Origin of the sequence: Streptomyces sp. NPDC085931 (assembly GCF_044540565.1) — a bacterium.
Lineage (GTDB): Bacteria > Actinomycetota > Actinomycetes > Streptomycetales > Streptomycetaceae > Streptomyces.
Map to the genome: position 1 here is coordinate 348,386 of NZ_JBITSK010000001.1, position 20,570 is coordinate 368,955.

A 20,570-nucleotide genomic window follows, 5' to 3' on the forward strand; every position below is an offset into this window, starting at 1 on the left:
CAGTGGCGGGTCGTAGCCTTCGAGCAGGTGGGCCCGTGCCCGGGACCGGCCGGAGAGGAGCACGCCGTGACGCGACCGCCGACCGCCGCGCAGCGGCGTGTGATCGACGCCGCCGACCCCGTGACCGGACGGCTGCGGGGGACGGAGGCGCAGCTCGCCGCGCTGGTGAAGCGGGGTCTGGCCTTCCGCCACCCCCGTCCGCCGCACGAGCACTACCTGACGCCGGAGGGGCACCGGATACGGCAGGGCATCACCGGGGCGCCCGAGCCCGCCGGGTCAGGGCCCGCCGGTTCCGCTGCGGACCCCGCGCCGGCGGGGGTGTTCGCCGCACGCACCGGCGGCGAGCCGGATCCTCCGCGGTCCGGGCCCGCCCGGCGGCGCGAGGTGCACAGCGCCTGGCAGGGGCTGCTGGAGCTGCGCCGGATGACCAACCCGGACGGGGCGGTGGACCGGCCGTGCGGCTGGGAGCGCGCGCACCTGGTGCGGGCCGCCGCGCTCGCGCTGGAGGCGGCGGGCCACCGTCCGGCCGGGCCGGACGAGGAGGGCTACCGGGTGCGCGAGACCCCGCAGCCGGAGGCCGTCGCCGTGTACGGGCCGGACGGCGAGGCGCTGCGGGCCTGCGCGGCCACGCTGGAAGAGGCAGGCTGGCAGGTGAGCGAGCACCGCGAGCCGCGCACCGCGAACCGGTATCTGCTGGCTTCACCGCGCCGGGCATGATGTACATGCCAAGATCGACGGATCGTCGCGCCGTGCACGGGACGCCCGGCGAGGAGGTCCGGTGCCGGAAGGGGAAGCCGTGAGCGAGCCGTTTTCCGTCCCTGTGACCGTCCGTGGATACGAGACGGACGTGCAGGGACACCTCAACCAGGCGGTCTATCTGAACTACGCGGAGCACGCCCGCTGGTCCCTGCTCCAGGCGGCCGGCATCAGCCAGTCCGCCCTCGTCTCCAGCGGCGTCGGCCCGGTCGCCCTGGAGACGACCATCCGCTACCGGCGGGAGCTGCTCGCGGGCGACGAGGCCGAGGTGACCTGCGCCTTCGTCTGGGGTGAGGGCAAGACGTTCCGGATCGAGCAGGCCGTGGTGAAGACCGACGGCACGGTGGCCGCCGAGATCTCGGCGGTCGGCGGGATCCTCGACCTGGAGAAGCGCAGGCTGGTCGCGGACCCCGCCGAGGTCTTCCGGAGACTGGCGTCACACCCGGGCGTGTTCGGGCTCTAGGTCACCGGCCCCGGCGCGTGCGCCCGACAGGGGGGTCATGGCGTGGCCGGTGTCTTGGGGGTGCTGGTGAGCTCCTCGCCCGGCTCCATCGGGTGGGTCACGTCGTGGGCGTCCCGGCCGCCGCGGCCCAGGTGGTTGAAGACCAGGTTCAGCAGCACCGCCGCCACACAGCCGGTGGAGATGCCGGAGTCCAGGACGATCCGGGCCGTCTCGGGGAAGGCGTGGTAGAACTCCGGCGCGGTGATGGGGACGATGCCGACGGCCAGGGAGACGGCGACGATCAGGACGTTGTTGTCCTTGTCCAGGCCGGCCCGGACCAGGGTCTGGATGCCGCTGGCGGCGACCGAGCCGAACAGGACCACGCCCGCCCCGCCGAGCACCGGGCGCGGTACGACGGCGATCAGTGAGGCGGCCATCGGGCACAGGCCCATCAGCACCAGGAAACCGCCGCCCGCGGCGACGACGTAGCGGCTGCGGATCCTCGTCATCGCGACCAGTCCGATGTTCTGGGCGAAGGCGCTGCACATGAAGCCGTTGAACAGGGGGCTGATCGCCGAGCCGAGGGTGTCGGCGCGCAGTCCGGCGGCGATGGTCTTCTCGTCGGCCGGGCGGTCGACGATCTCGCCGAGGGCCAGCATGTCGGCGGTCGACTCGGTCATCGACACCACCATCACCACGCACATCGAGAGGATCGCGGCGAGCTGGAACTGCGGGGCGCCGAAGTGGAACGGCGTCGGGAAGCCGATGACGTCCGCGTCCGCGACCGGGCCGAAGTCCGTGACGCCGAACGGGATCGCGATCAGGGTGCCGGCGACCAGGCCCAGCAGCACGGCGATCTGCTTGACGAAGCCCCGGGTGAACCGGCGCAGCAGCAGCACGATCAGCAGGGTCACGCCCGCCAGGCCCAGGTTGGTCGCCGAGCCGTAGCCGTCCGCTGCCGGGTCCGGCCCCTGGGCCCAGCCGAAGGCGACGGGCAGCAGCGATATGCCGATCAGGGTGATGACCGTGCCCGTGACCACGGGCGGGAAGAAGCGGATCGCCTTGCAGAAGACGGGGGCCGCCAGGAAGCCGAGGAGTCCGGCGACGATGACCGCGCCGAAGATGACCGGCAGGGCGTCGGACCTGTCCTCGGTGGAGGCCACGATGGCGGTCATCGGGGCGACACCGGCGAAGGTGACGCCGTTGACGAACGGCAGCCGGGCGCCGATCTTCCAGATGCCGAGGGTCTGCAGGAAGGTGGCGAGGCCCGCGGTGAACAGGCAGGCGCCGGTGAGGAAGGTCAGGTCGGTGGCGGTCAGGCCGATGGCCGCGCCGACGATCAGGGGCGGGGCGACGACTCCGGCGTACATGGCGGCCACGTGCTGCAGGCCGGTCGTCGCCATCTTGATCGCGGGGAGTTTCTCGTCAACGGGGTGGTCGGCCACGGCGGCGTCCCTCCGGTCGGTTACACGGCCGCGCCGAAGGGCTGCCGTGGGTGTCAGGGAGGTGGTGCGGGTGGTCATGGGTGCCTCCCTGCTCGAGCGAAGCCGAGAGCTTGGGGGAGGGACCGGCGGACGGTGGTGACCGTCTCCGGAGGCGCTCGCGTGGGCGCACGCCTCCGGAGACAGCCGCCGCGGGCCCCGCTCGGGTCCGCGGCCGCCGGCCGGGAGCCGTCCCTCCCGGCCGGAGTATCCGGGTGGGGGTCAGGCCTCGGCGGTGATCCGTGCCAGGCGCCGCGCCTCGTCGCGCGTGGCGCGGGCGATCGCGTCCTCGTCGGCGGTGAGCAGGCGCCCGTCCTCGACGATCTGCCGGCCGTTCACGAAGGAGGCGGTGACCGGGGCCGCCGCGCCGAGGACCAGGGCGGTGACCGGGTCGGCGATGGAGGCGTGGGCGAGGGTGTCCATCCGCCACAGGACCAGGTCGGCGAGTTTGCCGGGCTCCAGGGAGCCGATCTGCGCGGCCCGGCCGAGGACCTGGGCGCCGCCGTACGTGCCGAGGCGAAGCGCCTGGCGGGCGTCGAGCGCGGCCTCCTTGTGACCGCCGAGGCGGTTGATGAGGAGGGCGTTGCGCAGCTCGGTGTGGAGTTCGCCGGACTCGTTGGAGGCGGTGCCGTCGACCCCGAGGCCGACCGGGACGCCGGCGGCGAGCATGTCGGGGACGCGGGCGATGCCGGCCGCGAGGCGGGCGTTGGAGGAGGGGCAGTGCGCGACGCCGGTCCTGGTGCGGGCGAAGGCGGCGATGTCGGAGTCGTTCATGTGGACGCAGTGCGCCATCCACACGTCCTCGCCGAGCCAGCCGGTGGACTCGAAGTAGTCGGTCGGGCCCATGCCGAACAGTTCGTGGCAGAACTTCTCCTCCTCGACGGTCTCCGAGCCGTGGGTGTGCAGGCGCACGCCGAGGCGGCGGGCCAGCTGCGCGCCGTCCCGGAGCAGTTCGGTGGAGACGGAGAAGGGCGAGCAGGGGGCGACGGCGACCTGCGTCATGGCGTCGAAGGAGGAGTCGTGGTGCCGGCGGACGGTCTCCTCGGTGGCCGCGAGCGCGCCCTCGAGGGTCTCCACGGCGAAGTCCGGGGGCAGGCCGCCGTCCTTCTCGCTGCGGTCCATGGACCCGCGGGCGAGGGTGAAGCGGACGCCCATGTCGCGGGCGGCGCCGATGATCGCGCCGGACAGGTCGCCGGAGCCGTGCGGGAAGACGTAGTGGTGGTCCATGGCGGTGGTGACGCCGCCGCGGGCCATCATCGCCAGCGAGCCCTGGGCCGCCGCGCGGACCATCGGCTCGTCGATGCGGGCCCAGGTGGGGTAGAGCGCGACGAGCCAGTCGAAGAGGTTGTGATCGGTGGCCAGGCCCCGGGTGATCCACTGGTAGAAGTGGTGGTGCGTGTTGACCAGGCCGGGGGTCACGAGGTGGCCGGAGGCGTCGATGCGGCGGGCCACGTCCCGCAGGCCCTCGGGGGCGGGGCCCGCGCCGAGGGACTCGATGCGGTTGCCGGCGATGACGACGTGTCCACAGGCGTACTCGGTGTCGTGCGCGTCGACGGTCGCGATCGCACAGTTGTCGATGACGATGCGCCGGTCAGCTGCCATGGTTCGTCCTTTGCGCTGATGTGGGCAGGGCACGGCAGGACCCCGGGAGTTTGAGTGCCGTGGCCGGGGGTCGGGTTGCCCCCGGCCACGGGTGCCGAAAAAGGGGGAACGTCAGAGGTTGGTGAGGTCCGCCGGGATGCGCGCCTCGCTCCCCTCCCGGAGGATCGTCGCCTCGATCAGGCCGTAGGGGCGGTCGGCGGCGTAGTAGACCTCGTTGTCGTTCTTCAGCCCGAACGGCTCCAGGTCGACCAGGAAGTGGTGCTTGTTCGGCAGGGAGAAGCGGACCTCGTCGATCTCGCTGCGGTGGTTGATGATCCGCGCGCCCATCTGGTACAGCGTCTGCTGCAGCGAGAGCGAGTAGGTCTCGGCGAAGGCCTGGAGCATGTGCTTCTTCACCTGCTCGTAGGACTTCTCCCAGTGCGGCATGCGCGCGTCGTCGTCGGTCCAGTTGAAGCGCCAGCGGCCGGAGACCTCGGTGGCCAGGATGCGGTCGTAGGCCTCCTTCAGGGTCGTGTACTTGTCCTTGACGTAGCCCCAGAACTCGGAGTTGGTCGAGTTCATCACGACCAGGTCCTTCAGGCCCGAGATCACCTCCCACTTCTCACCGTCGTAGGTGATCTGCGTGAGGCGGGTCTCCTGGCCCTTGCGGACGAATGAGTGCTTGACCTCGTCGGCGCCGATGAACTGCGAGGTGGCGTCGGAGGCCTCGATCCGCTCCCAGGCGTACTCCTCGATGCGGATCCTGGCCCGGTGGATCGGCTCCTGGCTGGTGACGAAGTGCCGGGCGAGGTGGATGCCGAACTGCTCGGCGGACTCGATGCCGTGTTCCTTGGCGAAGGCGAACACCGTGTTCTTGGTGGTGTCGGTCGGCAGGACGTTGGCGTTCGAGCCGGAGTAGTGGACCTCGTCCATGTCGCCGCTCAGCGCCACGGACACGTTCAGGTCCTTGATGTGGTGGGTGGCGCCGTCCCGCGTGATCCTCACGACTCGGTTCTCGGCCTTGCCGTACTGGTTCTGTCCCAGCAGGACGGGGCGGCCGGGGCGGGAATTGACGGTCATCTAGCTAGCTCCCTCGGTATACGGAGTAGCCGAACGGGTTGAGCAGCAGCGGTACGTGGTAGTGCTCGCCCGGGACGACGGCGAAGGTGATCGCCACCTCCGGGAAGAACACATCGGCGCCGCTGTCCCGATTCGCGGGGGCGTCCTGCTGCGCATCGGCTTGCTTCTTCTCGAAGTACGGTTCGACGGCGAAGTCGAGCCGCACATGGGTGGTTCCCTCCGGCAGGGCCGGGAGGTCCTTGCACCGGCCGTCCGCGTCGGTCGCCGAGCCGCCGAGCGCCCGCCAGCCGGCCGCACGCCCGGAGCGGGCGGACAACCGGACGGCGACGCCCTCGGCCGGGCGGCCGGCGCTGGTGTCCAGGATGTGCGTGGACACGGACGCGGTGGCGGAGGTGCTCATGGTGCGGTCAGTCCTCTTCGACGAGTCGGGCCAGGCGAATGCGGTTGATCTTCCCCAGTTCGGTGCGGACGATCTCCCGCTCGCGCTCCGGCGTGTTGCCGATCCGCTCCCGGACCGCGTCGCGCATCTGCTCGCCGGTGCGGCCGGTGGCGCAGATCAGGAAGACATGGCCGAACTTCTCCTGGTAGGCGAGGTTCAGTTCCAGCATCTCCGCCTTGAGCGCGTCGGAGGCGCCGGCCATGCCGCGCTGTTCGCGGGCGGAGGTGGGGTCGCCGGGCCTGGGGCGGCCGATGGGCGGGTGTCCGGCCATCGCCTCGTCGAGGTCCGGGTCCGTCAGGTCCGCCGTGGCGGCGTCGCTCGCGGTGTACAGGTCCTCGGGGGTGGCGTAGGGGCGGTTGGCGAGCAGGCGTGTCGCCCACGCCGTGGAGGCGCACGCCTCGTGGAGCGCGGTGCGGGCCGCGTGCTCCTCCAGGGTGTTGAACCGGGCCAGGCCCGGCGGCGTGGAACGGGAAGTCACGGGAGCCTCCGTGGCCGGATGCGGCCGTCGTGCTGAACGGGCGTGCCGATAGCTAACGCCCTCCCGCGACAACCCGTCAACAGTTTGTTGAAAATTCGCGGCGGGGAAACGGCGGCGAAACCGCGCGGCGACCACCGGGCGCGGTCCGGCCGGGAAGGGACCGGTCAGGACCCCTTCTCGCGGTTGAGGTAGTTGTAGACGGTGAAGCGGCTGACGCCGAGGGCGCTCGCCACCGTCTCCACGCCGTGCCGCACGGAGAAGGCGCCGCGCGCCTCCAGTATGCGCACGACCTCCTGCTTGGCCTTGCGGTCCAGGTCGGCCAGCGGCATGCCCTTGCGGCGCTCCATGGCGGCCAGGATGTGATCGAGGGAGTCGGCGAGCTGCGGCAGCCGTACGGCGACGGCGTCGCGGCCCTCCCAGGACAGCACGACGTCGTCGGGGCCGGCCTCGTCGGGGGGCACCATCTCGCCGCCCATGGCGTCGACCAGGGGCTTGACCGCCGCGATGAACGGCTCGTCCCCCGTGCCGGTCATGCCTGGTCCTCCGCGACCACGTTGACCTGGAGCGAGATCCGGGTGGCACCGGCCTCCAGGGTCCTGCGGAGCAGGGCGTCGACGGCGGTGAGCACCGCGTCGGCGCCGCCCTGCGCGGTGTTGCCGAACGGGCCGACGTCCACGGCGTCCAGTCCGGCCCCCTCCACGACCTCGCGGGCGACCAGCGCGTGCGCGGGCGCCTCGTCCAGGTCGAAGGGCTCGGTCGTGAACTCCACCCTCAAGCGCATAGCGCCCCCTCACCGTGATGACCTGCACCGCCGCCGGCCCGCCCGTGACGGGCCGGACGCGGCGGGGAGCGGCGGACACGCCGGGTCCGCCACGAGGCGACCCTAGCCGACGCACGGACGGACGGGGCGGGCCGCGACTGCCGGGCGATCCAGGCGCAGCCGGGGGACGGACGCTCCCCCGCCCGGGGACGGACCCTCCCCCACCCCCTTGACAAGCGGGGAGACCCGACGGCAGTCTTCCGTTAAGCAGAAAGCAACTTCCACAATACGAAATACAGCGGAAGGGAGCGCGGCCCGATGGGATTCGCAGACCAGCGCTTCAACGTCAACCTGTCGATCCTCTTCACGGAACTCCCGCTCCTGGAGCGCCCCGCGGCCGCCGCCGCGGCCGGCTTCACCGCGGTCGAGCTGTGGTGGCCCTGGACCGACACACCCACGCCGGAGCAGTCCCGGCTCGACGCCCTGAAGCGGGCGATCGAGGACGCGGGCGTGCAGCTCACCGGGCTGAACTTCTACGCGGGGCAGCTGCCGGGCCCGGACCGCGGCGCGCTGTCGCTGCCCGGCGCGGAGTCGGAGCGGTTCCGCGCCAACCTCGACGTGGCCGCCGGCTTCGCCGCCTCGCTCGGCTGCCGGGCCCTCAACGCCCTGTACGGCAACCGCGTCGAGGGCGTGGACCCGGCCGAGCAGGACGCGCTCGCGCTGGAGAACCTGGTCCTCGCGGCCCGGGCCGCCGACCGGATCGGCGCGGTGCTGCTGATCGAGGCACTGAACAAGCCCGAGTCGCCGCTGTACCCGCTGGTGTCCGCGCCCGCCGCCGTCGAGGTCGTCGACCGGGTCAACGCGGCCACCGGACTGGGCAACGCGCGCTTCCTCATGGACCTCTACCACCTGTCCATGAACGGCGAGGACCTGCCGGCGGTGATCGAGCGGTTCGCCGCGAAGACCGGCCACGTCCAGATCGCCGACAACCCGGGCCGCGGCGCGCCCGGCACGGGCTCGCTCCCGCTCGAAGACCTCCTCGACCGGCTGAAGAAGGCGGGCTACGACGGCTGGGTCGGCCTCGAGTACAAGCCGGGCGACCGCCCGAGCGCCGAGGCCTTCGACTGGCTGCCCCGCTGACCCTCTCCACCGAAAGGCACCCCATCATGAGCAGCACTCTCCCCAAGGTCGCCTGGATCGGCCTCGGCATCATGGGCTCCCCCATGTCCGAGAACCTGATCAAGGCGGGTTACCAGGTCACCGGCTACACGCTGGAGCGGGACAAGCTGGACCGGCTGGCCGCGGCGGGCGGAACGGCCGCCTCCTCCATCGCCGAGGCCGTGCGGGACGCGGACGTCGTCATCACGATGGTGCCCGCCTCGCCGCAGGTCGAGGCCGTCGCCTACGGCCCCGACGGGATCCTGGACAACGCCCGGTCCGGGGCGCTGCTGATCGACATGTCCTCGATCACCCCGCAGACCTCGATCGACCTCGCCAAGGCCGCGGCTGAGAAGGGCATCCGCGTCCTGGACGCGCCGGTCTCCGGCGGTGAGGCCGGTGCGATCGAGGCCGTGCTGTCCATCATGGTCGGCGGTGAGCAGGCCGACTTCGACGAGGCGAAGCCCGTCTTCGAGGCGCTGGGCAGGACCATCGTGCTGTGCGGCCCGCACGGCTCCGGCCAGACGGTGAAGGCGGCCAACCAGCTGATCGTCGCCGTGAACATCCAGGCGTGCGCGGAGGCCGTGGTCTTCCTGGAGAAGTCCGGCGTGGACCTTGCGGCGGCGCTGGAGGTCCTGGGCGGCGGCCTGGCCGGCTCGACCGTGCTGGCCCGCAAGAAGGACAACTTCCTCACCCGCGACTTCACCCCGGGCTTCCGGATCGACCTGCACCACAAGGACATGGGCATCGTCACGGACGCCGCCCGCACCGTCGGCGCGGCCCTGCCCGTCGGCGCGGTGGTCGCCCAGCTGGTGGCGTCCCTGCGCGCGCAGGGCGACGGCGGCCTGGACCACTCGGCGCTGCTGCGGTCCGTGGAGCGGCTCTCCGGCGCACAGCTCTGACCCTCGCCCTCCCAGGGCCCCCTGCTCCGGGCGGTGCCGCCGCTGACACCTGTCCTGTCGCGCCCAAAGGGGCGGCACCGCCCGGTCCACCCATGCCCACCGCTTCAACAAACTGTTGACGCTCCGCTCGCCCCGACCCTAGGCTCCACAAAGCGGAAACATTTTTCCGCTGCCCTCTCGTACGGAAGGTCACGATGTCGCAGCGCGTGCTCACCACCGAGTCCGGCGCCCCCGTCGCCGACAACCAGAACTCCGCCACCGCCGGCGTCGGCGGCCCGCTCCTGCTCCAGGACCAGCACCTGCTGGAGAAGCTCGCGCGCTTCAACCGCGAGCGCATCCCGGAGCGCGTGGTGCACGCCCGCGGCTCGGGCGCCTACGGCCACTTCGAAGTCACCGACGACGTCACGGAGTTCACCCACGCCGACTTCCTCGGCGAGGTGGGCCGGCGCACCGAGGTGTTCCTGCGCTTCTCGACCGTGGCCGACAGCCTCGGCGGCGCGGACGCCGTGCGCGACCCGCGCGGTTTCGCCGTCAAGTTCTACACACGCGAGGGCAATTACGAACTCGTCGGGAACAACACCCCGGTCTTCTTCATCAAGGACCCGATCAAGTTCCCCGACTTCATCCACTCGCAGAAGCGCGATCCGTTCACGGGCCGTCAGGAGCCGGACAACGTCTGGGACTTCTGGGCCCACTCCCCCGAGGCCACGCACCAGGTGACCTGGCTGATGGGCGACCGCGGCATCCCGGCCTCGTACCGGCACATGAACGGCTACGGCTCGCACACCTACCAATGGACCAACGCCCGCGGCGAGGCCTTCTTCGTCAAGTACCACTTCAAGACCAACCAGGGCATCCGCTGCCTGAGCAGCGAGCAGGCGGCCGAGCTCGCGGGCAAGGACCCCAACTCCCACCAGACGGACCTGCTGCAGGCCATCGAGCGGGGCGTGCACCCGTCCTGGACGCTGTACGCGCAGATCATGCCGGCGGCCGAGGCGGCGGAGTACCGCTTCAACCCCTTCGACCTGACCAAGGTCTGGCCGCACGCGGACCACCCGCTGCGCCGCGTGGGCCGGCTGGTGCTGGACCGCAACCCGGACAACGTCTTCGCCGAGGTCGAGCAGGCCGCGTTCTCCCCGAACAACTTCGTGCCGGGCATCGGACCCTCGCCCGACAAGATGCTCCAGGGCCGGCTGTTCGCCTACGCGGACGCCCACCGCTACCGGCTGGGCGTCAACCACACGCAGCTGGCCGTCAACGCGCCCCGGGCCACCACCGCCGAGAACTACGGCCGGGACGGCCTCATGGCCACCAACCCGCAGGGCCGGTACGCCAAGAACTACGAGCCGAACTCCTACGACGGCCCGGCCGAGACCGGCCGGCCGCTGTCGGCCCCGCTCGCGGTGCACGGCCACACCGGCACCCACGCGGCGCCCCTGCACACCAAGGACGACGACTTCTTCCAGGCGGGCGAGCTGTACCGGCTGATGTCCGCCGAGGAGAAGTCCCGCCTGGTCGCGAACATCGCCGGGGGCCTGTCCCGGGTCTCCCGCGACGACGTGATCGAGAAGAACCTCGCGCACTTCCACGCCGCCGACCCCGACTACGGCCGGCGCGTGGAGGAGGCGGTCCGCGCGCTGCGCGAGGACTGAGACTCCCTGCCCGCGTCCGACCGCCGCCGGCGGCCCGGATGAGGGGTGGCCGTCCCGGACACGGACACGGGCAGGGCGCGGACCGCGGCGGGCGCGAGCCAGTGCGGTGGTGAAGGGATCAGGACCGGCTTCTCGACCTGAGGGAAGCCCGCTCCGGATCCCGTCGCACCCGCCGCGGTCCCAGCACACGCTCCCCCTCCCCTCGACCCCGTCCGGCGGCGCGAACGTCCTGTCGCGCCCAGCCTCGCGCCGCCGGACGGCCGGCCCGCCCCGGGGTGCGGAACCGCCCCGTCGGCGGCAGCCTGAAGGCATGGCACATCCGACCGAGCAGCCGCACGTCGTGGTCCACGCTCCCGCCCTGGACGGCTCGCGCCGGGTCACGCTGGGCGACGAGCCCCTGGGCGTCGCCACCCACGTCGACGACGTGGCGGAGATCCTGCGCCTGGCGGACCTGTACGTCACGGACGTCGAGGACAACGACCTCGTCGAGTGGCAGGGCGGCGGACCGGACGACTGGCCCGGGCTCTCGGAGCACCACGGCGCCTGAGCGCGTACGGCACCGGTCGTACACCCCGTACGGCACCCTCAAATGAACCTCTGAACCCGGCCCCGGGGGCTTCAACCGCCCCCGGGGCCGGGCACATTCTCGGCACACGGGCCCGCCGGCACGGGGGCGGCGGGCCCGGTACGGGGGTGAGCCATGAGCGACGGTACGGCGGTGCCGCCGGCGCCGCGCGGGATCGCACCGCGGGGGGACGGCCCGCGGGCCGCCGTCACCGTCGCCGTGGTGGACCTGCACCTGCGGGGCCTGACCGAGGCCGACCCGCCCGGGGACGCCGGGCCGGGGCGCCGGGGACGCCGTGGAGGGCCGCGGCCGCTCCCGCCACCCGCCGAGGCGGTGCACACGCGTGTGCGGAAACCCGCCGGGCTCAAGACCCTGATGGAGGACCCCGGCATCCGGCTGGCCGTCGCGCTGACGCGCGTCCCGCTCGCGGACGCCGGCCTGCCGCGCCACCCGCTGCTCGGCCCGAGGTGGGCGGCAAGGCGCTCTGGAGCACTCGCCCCGCGGCACGGGCGGCGGGGGCGGGGGCTCCTCCTGCTGCGGCGGCGGGGCCGGGGAGTGAGCGGCGCGTCCGCGCATGCGTGAGGGGCGGCCCGTCCTGCCGGACGGGCCGCCCCTGGTGTCGCCGGTGTCAGGCCTTCAGCGTCTTGATGGAGGTCGGGGCGTGCCCCGGCTCGGTGGCGAGCTCCTCGAACTCCACGACGTCGCCGATGTCGTTGGTCGTCGACATGGAGATGTTGGTGACCCGCTCCAGGATCGCCTCGACGACCACCGGGACCCGGTACTCGGCCGCGAGCTTCTTGGCCTGCTCGAACGCGGCGCCCAGCTCGGCCGGGTCGGTCACCCGGATCGCCTTGCAGCCCAGGCCCTCGGCGACCTTGACGTGGTCGACGCCGTAGACGCCGATCTCCGGTGAGTTGAGGTTCTCGAACTCCAGGTTGACCTGGAAGTCGATCTCGAAGGCCCGCTGCGCCTGCCGGATCAGCCCCAGGTAGGAGTTGTTCACGAGGACGTGGACGTACGGGATGCGGTGCTGGGCGCCGACGGCCAGTTCCTCGATCATGAACTGGAAGTCGTAGTCGCCGGAGAGCGCGACGACGGACGCCTCCGGGTCGGCCTTGGCGACGCCGAGCGCGGCCGGGACGGTCCAGCCGAGCGGGCCGGCCTGGCCGCAGTTGATCCAGTGGCGCGGCCGGTAGACGTGGAGCATCTGGGCGCCGGCGATCTGGGAGAGGCCGATGGTGGAGACGTACCGGGTCTCGGGGCCGAAGGCCTTGTTCATCTCCTCGTAGACGCGCTGCGGCTTGATCGGGATGTCGTCGAAGTGCGTACGGCGCTGGAGCGTGGCCTTGCGCTCCTGCGCGGAGGCGGCCCAGGCGGAGCGGTCGGGCAGCCGGCCGGCCGCCTTCGTCTCGCGGGCGACTTCCACGAACAGTTCCAGGGCCGCCTTGGCGTCGGAGGCGATGCCGTAGTCGGGGGCGAAGATCTTGCCGATCTGGGTCGGCTCGACGTCGACGTGGACGAACGTCCGTCCGGCGGTGTAGACGTCCAGTCTGCCGGTGTGGCGGTTGGCCCAGCGGTTGCCGATGCCGAGGACGAAGTCGGACTCCAGGAAGGTCGCGTTGCCGTAGCGGTGCGAGGTCTGCAGGCCGACCATGCCGGCGTTCAGTTCGTGGTCGTCGGGCAGGATGCCCCAGCCCATCAGCGTGGGCACGACGGGCGTGCCGGTCAGCTCGGCGAACTCCACGAGCAGTTCGCAGGCGTCGGCGTTGATGACGCCGCCGCCGGCGACGATCAGCGGCCGCTCGGCGGCGTTCAGCATGCCGAGGGCCTTCTCGACCTGGGCGCGGGACGCGGCGGGCTTGTAGACCGGCAGCGGCTGGTACGTCTCCGGGTCGAACTCGATCTCCGTCAGCTGCACGTCGACCGGCAGGTCGATGAGGACCGGGCCGGGCCGTCCCGAGCGCATCAGGTGGAACGCCTGCTGGAAGACGCCCGGGACCTGCGCGGCCTCCAGGACGGTCACGGCCATCTTGGTGACCGGCTTGGCGATCGAGGCGATGTCGACGGCCTGGAAGTCCTCCTTGTGGATCACGGCGGTCGGGGCCTGGCCCGTGATGCACAGGATCGGGATGGAGTCGCCGATCGCGGAGTACAGGCCCGTGATCATGTCGGTGCCGGCCGGCCCTGAGGTGCCGATGCAGACGCCGATGTTGCCCGGGTGGGTGCGGGTGTAGCCCTCGGCCATGTGGGAGGCGCCCTCGACATGCCGAGCGAGGGTGTGGGCGATGCCTCCGGAGGCCTTGAGCGCCGCGTAGAAGGGGTTGATCGCCGCGCCCGGGACACCGAACGCGTCGGTGACGCCCTCACGCCTGAGGATCTCGACTGCCGCGCGGGCAGCGGTCATACGAGCCATGGAACTACTCCTGGTTCGGCTGTCGGATACGCACTCCCGTCGCGCCCCGCCGTGAGCACCTTCCGTATTGCGGAATTTAGTTTCTACTATCTGGAAGCAATGTAGGGGGGTGCGGGGTAGCCGTCAAGAGACGTCCGGGGTGATGGGCGGAGCAACGGACAGGCGGGGGCCCGCGGGTGGACCATGGGGGCATGTCCGAGAGCGTGCCGGTGCGCTGCCCGGCCTGTGGGCGCGCCCATCTGTTCGCCGCGCCGTCGTATCCGTGCGCCTGCGGGGCGCCCGTCGCGCCACCGCTCGATCCGCGGGCGCTGCCGGCCGCCGTCACCCATCGGTCCTGGGACGAGGAGTGGGTGACCGTGCACTGCGCGGCCTGCGACCGTCCCTCCGCGTGGCCGCACCCGGAACTGGGCTGTCCCTGCGGCACGATGCTGCGCTTGTCGGTGGCGGACGTGCGCGACGCCCCGCGCGACATCCCGCCGCGGCCGGTGCGCCCCGCCTTCCGGCCGGTGACCATCCGCACCGCGCGCGACGCGGTGACCGCGGCCGCCCTCTATCTGCGCTGGCTCGGCCACCGGGACGTACGGCGCGCCGACCGGCGCCCGCCGTCCGGGATCGGGCTCGCCGCGCGGGGCGTGCTGGCCCAGGTGGACCCGACCGTGCGCCCGGCCGACGCGCGGGACGTGGAATGCCTGTGGCTGACCGCGATGACGGAGTCCGCGGCCTGCGTCTACTTCTCCCTCGCCGGGTACGGCGACGAGGCCCGCGCCCGCGCCGACGCGCTCGGCGTGCCGCTGTTCGTGCTCGATCTGACGGGCACTCCCCAGGCGGTGAACGAGCCGGCCGAGGCGTTCGCCGCCTGAGACGCCCACGGGCCGGCGCCGGCCCCCGCGGAGCGGGAGCCGGCGCCGTCGTGCGCGGTGTTACGGGTTGACGCAGGTGAGGGAGCCGACCGGCAGGTTGTTGCCGGTCGAGGTGGCGGTGAAGCCGAACGTGACGGTGCCGTCCGGCGGGATGGTGCGGTTGTGGTCGGCGTGCCTGACCGTCACCGTGCCGTCGGTGCCCGTGCTCAGCGTGCCGTTCCAGACCTGGCTGATCCGGGTGCCGGCGCCCGGCTGCCAGCGCACGGCCCAGCCGTCACGCGCGGTGGTGTTGTGGTTCATCACCTCGACGGACCCCTGGAAGCCGCCGCCCCAGGAGTTGGTCACCTTGTAGATCGCCATGCACCCGGTGTGCGGGTCGGTGGGCGTCGGGGTCGGCGTGGGCGTCGGGTCAGGGGAGCCGCCCGAGCCGCGGATGCCGGTCACCTCGCCGTTGCCGCCGTCGAAGACGATGTCCGAGCAGGAGAAGAAGTTCTCCTGGCTGTCCGAGCGCACCCACTGGATGAACATCATCGCGTCGCCCGAGCGGCCCGAGGGCAGCTTCAGGTCCCAGTAGTAGTGGCCGGACTCGCTGCCCACCGAACCGGACTGCGGCGGGTTGGTGACCGTCTGGATCAGCTCCAGGTCACCCCAGCCCAGCGGCTTGGTGGGCGAATAGCCGGGCTTGGAGACGTACACCCGGAAGTCGCCCGGGTGCGCCGCCCAGTTGCTGTGCTTGATGCGGATGGTCGCCCCGGAGGTGAGGTGCGTGCGGGGCCAGTCGGCGCGGGCGGCGTTGTAGCCGGTGAAGTTGTACGGGGAGCGGTCGCCGGCGCTGCACAGCTTGCCGTCCGGGACGTAACCCGGGCCGCGTCCGCCCGCGTTGGAGTCCAGCACGGCGAACCAGTTGTACAGCGAGGACGCGCCGCTCTCGGCGAGCGCGGCCTTGCACGCGGGGTTCGTCGGGTCCAGGGAGCCGGTGCTGGTCTTGGCGTCCAGCCAGCACAGGTAGGTCCGCGAGCCGGGCGTCATCGTCACGCCGTGCGCCTGCGCGCTGTTCTGGCCGATCAGGGCCAGACCGAGCCCGCTGAGCAGGGTGACCAGGACCGCCAGTAACGACAGGGGGCGTCTGGTGCTTCGAGCCATGTTCTCTCCTGTGGGGATGGTGGGTTCGGTTGTCTCCCCGGGGGGTTCGGGGCGGGTCAGGCCGGCGGCGTGCCCCAGGCCAGGGCGCCGTTGAGGTAGGCGGGGATCCTGGGGGCGTCGGTGTAGGAGGCGGCGGTGGTGCGGCTGTGGTCGTCGGTCTCGTCGAACGCGGACCAGTCGGACTTGGCCAGGCGCAGCTGGACGTCGCCGGTGTCCTTGCCGGCGGCGAGGGTGCCGCTCTTGAAGCCGACCTCCAGATAGGCGTCCGCGCCCGCGACCGGGGTGCTCAGCGGCACCACCCGCAGTGAGAGGCTGGAGCAGCCGACGGCCGCGTAGTCGCAGAAGGCGTTCACGGTGGACGAGCCGCCGTCCCGGGTGAAGTAGTAGCGGGCGGTGACCTTGGTGAGGTCCGCGGCGGCGCTGCCGGTGTTGGCGATCCGCAGGCCGGGGCGGATGCCGTTGTCGGCGGCCGAGGCGTCGTTGTTCTTGTAGGTGACCTTGAGGCCGCCGGCCGGGTCGGGTCCGCCGCCGCCCGCCTCGGTGGTGACGCTCAGCGCGGCGGAGGCCGCGGAGACGTTCCCGGCGGCGTCGCGGGCCCGGACGGTGTAGCTGTACGCGGTGGCCGCGCTCAGCCCGGTGTCGGTGAACGTGGTGCCGGTGACCGTCGAGGCGTTGGCCTTGGTGCCGTTGCGGTACACGTCGTAACCGGTGACGCCCACGTCGTCGGTGGCCGCCGTCCACGCCAGGGAGACGCTGCTCGCGGTCTTCGCGGTGGACCTCAGACCGGCCGGCGCGGTGGGCGCGGTGGTGTCGGCCGGGTCGGGCTCGCCGCCGCCGTCCGTGGGCACGGCCGGGTACGCGTTGCGCACCAGCATCGTGAACTGGTTGTGGAACCAGTGGCCGGCGAGCGGCGCGTCCGGCATGGCGCCGGTCGGGTTGCCGCCCGCGTTGGGCGCCGTGTAGTCCGGGTTGCACATCGGGTCCGGGCGCTTGCCCTCGTCGTTCGGGATGTCCTTGCTGGCCCCGTCCGACTCCCCCGGCGGCTTGATCCACAGGAAGGCGTCGAGGTGCGAGTCCGGGTACCCGGCGGGCGAGGCCTGCGGGGGCTGCCCGAGACCGGCTCCGTTGACGTTGCACCACAGGCCGCGGTGGGTGCGCCGGTCCACCTTGGACTGGCTGACGTAGGTGTCGAGGACCGTGCTGGTGGACTCGGCGGTCGGCCGGGCAGCGCCTCCCCAGCCGTTGCGGGAGGTGTCGACGACCATGCCCGTGGAGGCGGGCCAGCCCTGTGCCACCAGCGCGGCGTGCACGGCCTTGGTGAAGTCCGACTCGTCGAAGTTCGGGTTCCACTCGTAGTACTTGCCGGACCGGATCTGGTTGCCGCCGACCGTCTTGTTCGGGTCGGTCAGGAACGGCTCGGCGAGCGGCGTGTAGTTGGCGACGTTGGTGATCAGGCCGTCGACGCTGCGAAGACCCGCCGTGGTGCCCTTGACGACGTCCGTGTACAGCTGGGTGGTCTGGGCGAGGTTGTTGTCCCAGCCGAGCCACCCGGAGTGGGCGAAGTCCAGGTACGTGTACACGTTCGGGACGGCGTGCAGCTTGTTCAGGGCGTAGCGGATCGCCTCGACCTGGATGCCGCTGCTCTTGGCCTGGGCGCACTCGGGGTCGTTGAGGTTGGTGACCAGGTTCGGCAGGCCGTCCGGTTCGATGACCGTGGTGATGCGGATGTCCTGGTACTTGGGATCGGCGAAGACCTCGGCGATCTCGTCGATGTACTCGCTCTTGTAACGCGCCAACCCGGCCGCGGTGAGCGGCAGTTCGCCGTTGGAGGCGAGGGCGGAGCAGTCGCGGCCCGGCAGGTCGTACACGACGAAGGTGGCGACGAGCGGCTGGCCGGGCTTCTTCTGGGCGAGTGCCAGGTCCAGGTGGTCGGCGAGGCTCTTGCGGCCCGCGTTGGCCTCACCGCCGTGGATGGCGGCGATCCGGTCCAGCCAGACGGCCGTCGGATAGCTCTTGACCTTCTCCATCCTGGCCTTGAGCGTCGCGTCGGTGGTCTGGGCGATGGATCCGTCAACCAGGCGCGCGTAGTCCGGGTTGACGTAGAACGAGGCGCCGGCGAACGGGTTGTCGACATGCGCCTCCGCCGCGGACGCCTCCGGGGCCGACACCTGGGCCGCCGCCCCCAGCAGCAGGGTGGCCAGGGCGGTGGCGAGTGCCGCGGCGCGCCTGCGGCGCGGCCGGCGCGGGCGGGTGTCCGCGTCGCGTCTGTTCCGGTCTGTCATGTGCTCTCCTCGGTGCGGGGGTGCGGGTGAGGGGTGTGGGGACAGCCGCGGGATCAACCGGTGGGGAGAACCGTGGGCCGGTCAGGCGGGGGTGCAGCGCGGGGCGGGGGTGCCCGCGCTGCCGTTCGCCGTGTAGCCGAACGAGGTGGTGGCGCCGGCGGCGAGCGTGCCGGTGCCGCGGACCGTGATCCGGCCGTTCGTGACCGTGTGGGTGCCGTTCCACAGGCTGGTGACGGTCGCGCCTCCCAGGTCCCAGTCGACCGTCCAGCCCGTGACCGGGCCCGTGCCGGTGTTCTTGACGGTGACCTCCGCCTGGTGGCCGCCCGGCCAGGAGTTGACCAGCTTGTGGGTGGCGGTGCAGGCCGCGGCCGGGTGCGGGTCGGGATCGGGCTCCGGGTCCGGATCGGGGTCCGTGCCGTAGGTCAGGCCGTGGCCGTAGGGGAAGAGCGGGCTCTTGCCGTCGCCGTCGTTGATCGGCTGCTGGGAGGCGCTGCGCATCCAGGTCATGGGCAGCTTGCCGGTGGGCGCGTGGTCGCCGAAGAGCACGTCCGCGACGCCGCCGCCCTCGGTGCCGGGCAGCCAGGCCGCGAGCAGGGCCTTCCAGTCGGGCAGGTGGGCCGCGATGTCGAGCGGGCGGCCGGAGACCAGCACGACCACGACGGGCACGCCGCTGGCCTTCAGCCGGGCCAGGGTCTGCAGGTCCTCCTGGTCGAGGCCCATGCCGTCCGGCCGGTCGCCGCGCATCTCGGCGTAGGGGGTCTCGCCGACGACGGCCACGGCTGCCGTGTAGCCGCCGTCGATGCCGTTGCCGTAGCGGTCGTAGGTGACCCGGGAGGGGTCGGCGACGGCGGCGCGGATGCCCTGCAGGACGGTGGTGCCCTCGGTGACGGGACCGCTGCGGCCCTGCCAGCCGACGGTCCAGCCGCCGCTCTGGTTGCCGATGTCGTCGGCCGACTTCCCGGCGACGAACAGCCGGCCGGTCTTCGGCAGCGGCAGCGGCAGGACGTCGCCGTCGTTCTTCAGCAGCACCTGCGAGGCGCGCACCGCCTGCCGGGCGAGGGCGCGGTGGGCGGCCGAGCCGACCGTGGCGGTGTACGCGCGGTCGGTCAACGGCCGTTCGAACAGCCCGAGCTGGAACTTCTTCGTCAGCACGCGCCGGTTGGCGTCGTCGATCCGGGCCTGGGAGATCCGGCCCGCGGTGACCTCGCCGCGCAGCAGGCTCAGGAACTTTTTGTAGTCGTGCGGGACCATCACCATGTCGACGCCCGCGTTGACGGCGGTGGCGATCTCGGCGCCGGTGAACCCGCTCTGCCCGTCGAGCTGGTCGATGGCCGCCCAGTCGGAGACGACGAAGCCGGTGAAGCCCAGCTCGCCCTTGAGGACGTCGGTGACCAGGTACTTGTGGGCGTGCGAGCGCACCCCGTTCCAGCTGCTGTAGGAGAGCATCACCGAGCCCACGCCGCGCTTGACGGCCTCCCTGAAGGGCGGCAGGTGGATCGCGCGCAGTTCGGCCTCGGTGAGCTGGGTGTTGCCCTGGTCGACGCCGCCGGTGGTGCCGCCGTCGCCGAGGTAGTGCTTGGCGGTGGCGAGCACCGAGGCCGGGTCGCCGCCCAGGGCGGTGCCCTGCAGTCCGGTGATGAACGACGTCATGGCGGTGGGCAGTTCGGGCGTCTCGCCGAACGACTCGTAGGTACGCCCCCAGCGGTCGTTGCGGGCCACACACAGGCACGGCGCGAACGACCAGTCGATGCCGGTGCCGGCGACCTCCTCGGCGACCGCGCGGCCCACGCGCTGCACCAGGGCGGGGTCGCGGGTGGCGCCGAGGCCGATGTTGTGCGGGAAGAGGGTGGCGCCGCGCACCGCGTTGTGGCCGTGCACGGCGTCGATGCCGTAGATCATCGGGATGCCGAGCGGGGTGGTCAGGGCGGTGCGCTGGAGGGCGTCGTAGGTGTCGGCCCAGGTCTGCGCGTTGTTGGGGCTGACGGTGGAGTCGCCGCCGGAGAGCACCGAGCCGATGCGGTAGGTGGCCAGATCGGAGCGCGGGACCAGGGCGTCCTTCTCGATCTGCGTCATCTGGCCGAGCTTGTCGTCCAGCGTCATCCGGCCCAGCAGATCCTCGACCCGCTGCGGCACGGGCAGGGCCGGATCCTGGTACGGCAGCACGGCGGCGGCCCGCACGGTGTCCCGCTCGGGCGGGGCTGCGGCGAGTCCCGTCACCACGAGCGCGGCGGCACACAGCGCGGCGACGAACGCCGGGCGGCGGACGGACCGCCGGGCGGGAGGGGGGACGGCGGTTGCGGGCGGGGGTGGGGTCATGGCGGAGCCTTTCCGGATGCGGGCCGGAGGGGCGGGGCGAGGCGTGGCCCGGCGGCGCCGCCGGCGTGGTGCGGCCGGGGGGACGGGACGCGGTGCCGGACACGGGGAGGTACGGCGGACAGGAGGTGCCGGTGGGCCGGTGGAGCGGACCCCCGGCAGGGTGAGGCGAGCGGGACTCCGGGCGGCCCGGTCGTGCGGCCGCCCGGGACGGGGCGGGACGGTTCACCGGACGGGGCTCGCCGGTGGCCCGGTGGCGCTGCCC

Annotated in this window: 19 protein-coding genes; 8 read left to right on the plus strand and 11 right to left on the minus strand. The window is 72.3% G+C overall.

What is annotated here, in order from left to right:
• The first annotated feature begins 66 nt into the window (after window positions 1-66).
• The gene (locus tag ACIGAN_RS01470) at window positions 67-717 is read left to right on the plus strand and encodes a hypothetical protein (protein ID WP_399854392.1); all 651 of its coding nucleotides are present in this window, start codon (window positions 67-69) and stop codon (window positions 715-717) included.
• A gap of 79 nt (window positions 718-796) precedes the next feature.
• Window positions 797-1,219, plus strand: a complete 423-nt coding sequence (locus ACIGAN_RS01475) for an acyl-CoA thioesterase (RefSeq protein ID WP_399854393.1) — start codon at window positions 797-799, stop codon at window positions 1,217-1,219.
• 35 nt (window positions 1,220-1,254) lie between these two features.
• Here ACIGAN_RS01475 and ACIGAN_RS01480 read toward each other — a convergent pair whose 3' ends face one another.
• The 7 genes from ACIGAN_RS01480 to ACIGAN_RS01510 all read right to left on the minus strand — a co-directional run bounded on the left by ACIGAN_RS01480 (window position 1,255) and on the right by ACIGAN_RS01510 (window position 7,038).
• A complete protein-coding gene (locus ACIGAN_RS01480; protein WP_399854622.1) occupies window positions 1,255-2,643 on the minus strand; it encodes a nucleobase:cation symporter-2 family protein in 1,389 nt (462 codons plus the stop codon).
• A 258-nt stretch (window positions 2,644-2,901) separates the two neighbouring features.
• Entirely contained in the window at window positions 2,902-4,281 is a 1,380-nt protein-coding gene (locus tag ACIGAN_RS01485) for an 8-oxoguanine deaminase (RefSeq protein ID WP_399854394.1), read from the minus strand.
• A gap of 111 nt (window positions 4,282-4,392) precedes the next feature.
• Window positions 4,393-5,340, minus strand: a complete 948-nt coding sequence (gene pucL, locus ACIGAN_RS01490) for a factor-independent urate hydroxylase (protein WP_365739729.1) — start codon at window positions 5,338-5,340, stop codon at window positions 4,393-4,395.
• A gap of 4 nt (window positions 5,341-5,344) precedes the next feature.
• Window positions 5,345-5,740: a hydroxyisourate hydrolase gene (gene uraH / locus ACIGAN_RS01495; protein WP_365739730.1), complete on the minus strand. Its 396-nt coding sequence runs from the start codon at window positions 5,738-5,740 to the stop codon at window positions 5,345-5,347.
• Between the two features lie 7 nt (window positions 5,741-5,747).
• On the minus strand, window positions 5,748-6,257 hold the full coding sequence (gene uraD / locus ACIGAN_RS01500; protein ID WP_399854395.1) for a 2-oxo-4-hydroxy-4-carboxy-5-ureidoimidazoline decarboxylase: 510 nt from the start codon (window positions 6,255-6,257) through the stop codon (window positions 5,748-5,750).
• A gap of 164 nt (window positions 6,258-6,421) precedes the next feature.
• On the minus strand, window positions 6,422-6,790 hold the full coding sequence (locus ACIGAN_RS01505) for a helix-turn-helix domain-containing protein (RefSeq protein ID WP_365099266.1): 369 nt from the start codon (window positions 6,788-6,790) through the stop codon (window positions 6,422-6,424).
• A complete protein-coding gene (locus tag ACIGAN_RS01510) occupies window positions 6,787-7,038 on the minus strand; it encodes a hypothetical protein (RefSeq protein ID WP_365739733.1) in 252 nt (83 codons plus the stop codon). The genes ACIGAN_RS01505 and ACIGAN_RS01510 overlap by 4 nt, the downstream gene beginning before the upstream one ends.
• A 297-nt stretch (window positions 7,039-7,335) precedes the next feature.
• On the opposite strand from ACIGAN_RS01510, the gene ACIGAN_RS01515 reads away from it, so the two are divergent.
• The 5 genes from ACIGAN_RS01515 to ACIGAN_RS01535 all read left to right on the plus strand — a co-directional run bounded on the left by ACIGAN_RS01515 (window position 7,336) and on the right by ACIGAN_RS01535 (window position 11,876).
• Window positions 7,336-8,157 (plus strand): TIM barrel protein, encoded by an 822-nt coding sequence (locus ACIGAN_RS01515; protein ID WP_399854396.1) that lies wholly within the window; start codon window positions 7,336-7,338, stop codon window positions 8,155-8,157.
• 26 nt (window positions 8,158-8,183) lie between these two features.
• Window positions 8,184-9,077: a 2-hydroxy-3-oxopropionate reductase gene (locus ACIGAN_RS01520; RefSeq protein WP_399854397.1), complete on the plus strand. Its 894-nt coding sequence runs from the start codon at window positions 8,184-8,186 to the stop codon at window positions 9,075-9,077.
• 194 nt (window positions 9,078-9,271) lie between these two features.
• A complete protein-coding gene (locus ACIGAN_RS01525; RefSeq protein WP_399854398.1) occupies window positions 9,272-10,729 on the plus strand; it encodes a catalase in 1,458 nt (485 codons plus the stop codon).
• A 310-nt stretch (window positions 10,730-11,039) separates the two neighbouring features.
• The gene (locus ACIGAN_RS01530) at window positions 11,040-11,276 is read left to right on the plus strand and encodes a hypothetical protein (protein ID WP_399854399.1); all 237 of its coding nucleotides are present in this window, start codon (window positions 11,040-11,042) and stop codon (window positions 11,274-11,276) included.
• 153 nt (window positions 11,277-11,429) lie between these two features.
• Window positions 11,430-11,876 carry a hypothetical protein gene (locus ACIGAN_RS01535; protein WP_399854400.1) on the plus strand — a complete coding sequence of 149 codons (447 nt, stop codon included), beginning with the start codon at window positions 11,430-11,432 and terminating at the stop codon, window positions 11,874-11,876.
• 46 nt (window positions 11,877-11,922) lie between these two features.
• Here the strand turns inward: ACIGAN_RS01535 and gcl are convergent, their stop codons facing one another.
• A complete protein-coding gene (gene gcl / locus ACIGAN_RS01540) occupies window positions 11,923-13,707 on the minus strand; it encodes a glyoxylate carboligase (protein ID WP_399854401.1) in 1,785 nt (594 codons plus the stop codon).
• Window positions 13,708-13,898: 191 nt separating this feature from the next.
• On the opposite strand from gcl, the gene ACIGAN_RS01545 reads away from it, so the two are divergent.
• On the plus strand, window positions 13,899-14,567 hold the full coding sequence (locus ACIGAN_RS01545; protein WP_399854402.1) for a hypothetical protein: 669 nt from the start codon (window positions 13,899-13,901) through the stop codon (window positions 14,565-14,567).
• A 60-nt stretch (window positions 14,568-14,627) separates the two neighbouring features.
• Here the strand turns inward: ACIGAN_RS01545 and ACIGAN_RS01550 are convergent, their stop codons facing one another.
• From ACIGAN_RS01550 to ACIGAN_RS01560, 3 genes are all read right to left on the minus strand, one after another.
• A complete protein-coding gene (locus tag ACIGAN_RS01550; protein WP_365088045.1) occupies window positions 14,628-15,710 on the minus strand; it encodes a lytic polysaccharide monooxygenase auxiliary activity family 9 protein in 1,083 nt (360 codons plus the stop codon).
• A 56-nt stretch (window positions 15,711-15,766) separates the two neighbouring features.
• On the minus strand, window positions 15,767-17,992 hold the full coding sequence (locus tag ACIGAN_RS01555) for a glycoside hydrolase family 6 protein (protein WP_399854403.1): 2,226 nt from the start codon (window positions 17,990-17,992) through the stop codon (window positions 15,767-15,769).
• Between the two features lie 81 nt (window positions 17,993-18,073).
• Window positions 18,074-20,308, minus strand: a complete 2,235-nt coding sequence (locus ACIGAN_RS01560) for a glycoside hydrolase family 3 N-terminal domain-containing protein (RefSeq protein ID WP_399854404.1) — start codon at window positions 20,306-20,308, stop codon at window positions 18,074-18,076.
• Window positions 20,309-20,570: the final 262 nt, after the last annotated feature.

Bases quoted from the DNA above. Each gene is read 5' to 3' on its own strand.
- uraH (WP_365739730.1), bottom strand. From the start codon at position 5,740: ATGAGCACCTCCGCCACCGCGTCCGTGTCCACGCACATCCTGGACACC.
- pucL (WP_365739729.1), bottom strand. From the start codon at position 5,340: ATGACCGTCAATTCCCGCCCCGGCCGCCCCGTCCTGCTGGGACAGAAC.
- ACIGAN_RS01515 (WP_399854396.1), top strand. From the start codon at position 7,336: ATGGGATTCGCAGACCAGCGCTTCAACGTCAACCTGTCGATCCTCTTC.
- ACIGAN_RS01485 (WP_399854394.1), bottom strand. From the start codon at position 4,281: ATGGCAGCTGACCGGCGCATCGTCATCGACAACTGTGCGATCGCGACC.
- ACIGAN_RS01545 (WP_399854402.1), top strand. From the start codon at position 13,899: ATGTCCGAGAGCGTGCCGGTGCGCTGCCCGGCCTGTGGGCGCGCCCAT.
- ACIGAN_RS01525 (WP_399854398.1), top strand. From the start codon at position 9,272: ATGTCGCAGCGCGTGCTCACCACCGAGTCCGGCGCCCCCGTCGCCGAC.
- ACIGAN_RS01560 (WP_399854404.1), bottom strand. From the start codon at position 20,308: ATGACCCCACCCCCGCCCGCAACCGCCGTCCCCCCTCCCGCCCGGCGG.
- ACIGAN_RS01510 (WP_365739733.1), bottom strand. From the start codon at position 7,038: ATGCGCTTGAGGGTGGAGTTCACGACCGAGCCCTTCGACCTGGACGAG.
- ACIGAN_RS01505 (WP_365099266.1), bottom strand. From the start codon at position 6,790: ATGACCGGCACGGGGGACGAGCCGTTCATCGCGGCGGTCAAGCCCCTG.
- gcl (WP_399854401.1), bottom strand. From the start codon at position 13,707: ATGGCTCGTATGACCGCTGCCCGCGCGGCAGTCGAGATCCTCAGGCGT.
- ACIGAN_RS01520 (WP_399854397.1), top strand. From the start codon at position 8,184: ATGAGCAGCACTCTCCCCAAGGTCGCCTGGATCGGCCTCGGCATCATG.
- ACIGAN_RS01530 (WP_399854399.1), top strand. From the start codon at position 11,040: ATGGCACATCCGACCGAGCAGCCGCACGTCGTGGTCCACGCTCCCGCC.
- ACIGAN_RS01535 (WP_399854400.1), top strand. From the start codon at position 11,430: ATGAGCGACGGTACGGCGGTGCCGCCGGCGCCGCGCGGGATCGCACCG.
- ACIGAN_RS01550 (WP_365088045.1), bottom strand. From the start codon at position 15,710: ATGGCTCGAAGCACCAGACGCCCCCTGTCGTTACTGGCGGTCCTGGTC.
- ACIGAN_RS01555 (WP_399854403.1), bottom strand. From the start codon at position 17,992: ATGACAGACCGGAACAGACGCGACGCGGACACCCGCCCGCGCCGGCCG.